The sequence below is a fragment of the Candidatus Enterococcus moelleringii genome (assembly GCF_017377575.1).
GTDB lineage: Bacteria > Bacillota > Bacilli > Lactobacillales > Enterococcaceae > Enterococcus_A > Enterococcus_A moelleringii.
Genome location: NZ_JAFREM010000008.1, coordinates 186,088 through 189,059 on the forward strand (window position 1 = coordinate 186,088; position 2,972 = coordinate 189,059).

Genomic DNA, 2,972 nt, shown 5'->3' on the forward strand with positions numbered 1-2,972 from the left:
GTAAGGCTGCCTATTTTGACTTGCTTCAAGGGGAGAGTTCCTTGCTGGAAAAGATGGTTAGAGAACAAAAGGACGCACCAGCTAAAAATGCTGAGGAGGTTGGCTGAGGTAGACGATTCAAATCTTTCTATCAATGGCCGGTTCCGGCAAAAGCGATTTCTCTATTCATTATTTTCTATTTCGTTTTTTCTGGTGTTTTCCGCGCCTATCACTGGGCATATCCGAAATATTTTGTCAGTGGCGAATCGATGTTTCCAACCTATAAAGAAGAGGAAGTGATCCAAATTATCTCACATGGCAAACCGAAACGATTCGATGTGGTGGTCTTACGACCTCCAGAAAACCCAAAAGGACGCTACCTTAAACGAGTGATTGGCCTTCCTGGTGAACGAATCAATTATCGAGGCGGCAAATTATTTGTCAACGAACAAGTAGTAAACGATCCATTTGGTAAGGAAACAGAAGATTTCAATTGGGGAGAATTTTCCATCGATCCGATTCCAGAAGGCTATTACTTCATCTTGGGAGACAATCGCTCCGTTTCACAGGACAGCCGCCACTTCGGATTAATTACACGGCGACAAATTTTAGGCATCGTCCAAGAGGGGATTATCAAGTAAATGAAGTCATTACAAGAAAAAATCGAATGGTACACCTTTTGGTATTGGGTCTACTGGCTCTTTTCTTTAGTTGTTCTGCTAGGTGTGTTGGTGTTAGGTATTTTCTTCTACTTCACGGATTTTCAAGAAGTGGTGACGGTCAGCCAATTGTTCTTATTGATGTTGTTAATGTTGTTGGCAATTTATTTACGAATGACCGCCCTGCATTATCACACGATCTTGATGGACTTGAAGAAAATGGCTGCTAGACCCAGAAGACCTAGACCGCGACCGCAAGAGAGGCGGCCGAGTGATGAAAGTTAAAAGAATTCTTCTATTAATAGTATCAAATATTGCTCTACTTACTGGTTGTCAATCGCAGATGAAGCATGAAGTAAAAGCTGAGACAAGAGAATCTAGTTCACTGCAACAGGAAACGAACCAAAGTGAACCGGTTCAAGCGTCATCAGTAGTAAATAGCGAGTCGGAAGAATCAGATGCGCTGCGAGTTTCTTCTATTAAAGAAGAACAGAGGAAAAGTTCAGAAAGTTCTGAAATAAAATCTAGTAGTTCTGAACAACCTATCGAAGTAACAGCAGAATCAAAGGAACCAGCAGTAGCAATTATTCAACCACCAATTACCAAAGAAAAGGTCGAAGAGAACTATCAGTTTTCAGTGGTGAAGAATCAAACGACGGATGAATTTATTCAAACGATTGGAAAAGATGCCCAGCAGATTGCATGGGATAACGGACTGTATGCTTCGGTGATGATTGCGCAAGCGATTCTGGAAACAGGATCAGGTAATAGCCAACTGGCAAGACCTCCGCATCACAATTTATTTGGGATTAAAGGGAGTTATCAAGGGAAACAAGTCAGTTTTAATACTCAAGAAGATAAAGGGAATGGCCAACTGTATACGATCAACTCGGCGTTTCGCCAATATCCCGGCTATAAAGAATCCTTAGCAGATTATGCGTCACTACTAAAAAACGGGATATCTGGCAATCCAAGTTTTTATCAAGGAACTTGGAAAGAACATGCAGCTAGTTATCAGGAAGCAGCTAAGTCGTTAACAGGTAAATATGCGACAGATACTTCTTATGACAAGAAGTTGACTGCCTTAATCGAAACCTATGAGTTAACGAGCTTTGATCAGGAACCCAATAAAGAAGTTGAGACTTTAAATGATTCCAACGAATCGATAAATACGCAGCCATCCACTAAAGAATCAACGAGTTCCAATGATTCTTCCAGTGGAGAGGAACAGTCAATAGTGAGTGAAACAAGACAGGAAGCGGTGGTAATTTCACCAATCACGCAACGACCAGCCAAACAAGTAGCAGGCAACCAAATTGTGGAATGAAAGAAGGGGCAGGATGACTAGACCAAGAGACGATCGCAGACGAGATTACCGGGAACCACCTTCTCGTTACCGAGATGATCCAGAATTCCAACGACCACCTTCCAATCAACGACCAGCAAGACGGTATCGAGAAGAAGACGATTATTACTATGACGATCGAGATCGTTATAACGAGCCAAGGCGAGAATATCCGCCACCGCGACGGCCGCAACCTAGACCGCAGGATCGTTATGACCCAAGAGATCGGCCGCCAAGGAATCCAAATCCTCGGCCGTACAATGCTCGACCGACGGGTGATCCAAGAAATCAACGGCCAATGCCACTAAGACCCAGACCGTATCCGAATCCACGAGATCAAGGATATGAAGAGCAGTACTCACTGGAACAGGCAAAGAAATCAACCAGTCGCAAGGTCTTCTTGTTTATCTATAACTTGTTTTTCTACATCTTGACGATTGGCATTATTTTGAGCGCGGTGATGTTCTCCTTTAGCGAGAAATCCGATGCAGCTATCTTAGGGCATCGCTTCTATCAAGTCTTAACCGATTCGATGGCACCGCAAGAGGATTCGCCAAGTGGCGGTTTTTATTCAGGTGACATCGTGATCGTCAAGCTGATGAACGGCAGTGATGTGAAAGAAGGCGACATTGTCACTTTCCAAGTGGGAGAAGAGGATCGCTATCTGACCCACAGAATGGTGGAGCGACTAGATGAATTAAACGGGGAAGAAGGAGACTACATTATCACCAAAGGGGATGCCAATGCGACACCTGATCCACCGATAGCGGCAGATCGCGTATTTGGCAAAGTGACCTTCGTCATTCCCAAAATGGGCAGTGTCTTGAACTTTATCCAAGAGAATCTGTGGCTGTGCATCGTCTGTGTATTGTCCACCTTTGGCTTCTTTTTAGTGTTGAAGGCCTACTTCTTACAACCAGAAAAACGAGCAAGACCAACGAAATATCCAAAAGGGGTATAACCATTTGCGTTCGTCAAATGATTATATA

Annotated in this window: 4 protein-coding genes; all 4 read left to right on the top strand. The window is 43.5% G+C overall.

Going from position 1 to position 2,972, the window contains the following annotated elements; translation table 11 throughout:
* The first annotated feature begins 167 nt into the window (after positions 1-167).
* The 4 genes from lepB to JZO70_RS05510 are packed head-to-tail and all read left to right on the top strand — an operon-like array spanning position 168 to position 2,944.
* On the top strand, positions 168-620 hold the full coding sequence (gene lepB, locus JZO70_RS05495; protein WP_207672549.1) for a signal peptidase I: 453 nt from the start codon (positions 168-170) through the stop codon (positions 618-620).
* Positions 621-923 carry a hypothetical protein gene (locus JZO70_RS05500; RefSeq protein WP_207672536.1) on the top strand — a complete coding sequence of 101 codons (303 nt, stop codon included), beginning with the start codon at positions 621-623 and terminating at the stop codon, positions 921-923.
* The gene (locus JZO70_RS05505; protein ID WP_207672537.1) at positions 913-1,965 is read left to right on the top strand and encodes a glucosaminidase domain-containing protein; all 1,053 of its coding nucleotides are present in this window, start codon (positions 913-915) and stop codon (positions 1,963-1,965) included. The genes JZO70_RS05500 and JZO70_RS05505 overlap by 11 nt, the downstream gene beginning before the upstream one ends.
* Positions 1,966-1,978: 13 nt before the next feature.
* Positions 1,979-2,944 (top strand): signal peptidase I, encoded by a 966-nt coding sequence (locus JZO70_RS05510; protein WP_207672538.1) that lies wholly within the window; start codon positions 1,979-1,981, stop codon positions 2,942-2,944.
* Positions 2,945-2,972 lie beyond the last annotated feature (28 nt).

What these genes read in the sequence shown, in the direction of transcription:
- JZO70_RS05500 (WP_207672536.1), top strand. Translation starts at nt 621, where the DNA reads ATGAAGTCATTACAAGAAAAAATCGAATGGTACACCTTTTGGTATTGG.
- JZO70_RS05505 (WP_207672537.1), top strand. Translation starts at nt 913, where the DNA reads ATGAAAGTTAAAAGAATTCTTCTATTAATAGTATCAAATATTGCTCTA.
- JZO70_RS05510 (WP_207672538.1), top strand. Translation starts at nt 1,979, where the DNA reads ATGACTAGACCAAGAGACGATCGCAGACGAGATTACCGGGAACCACCT.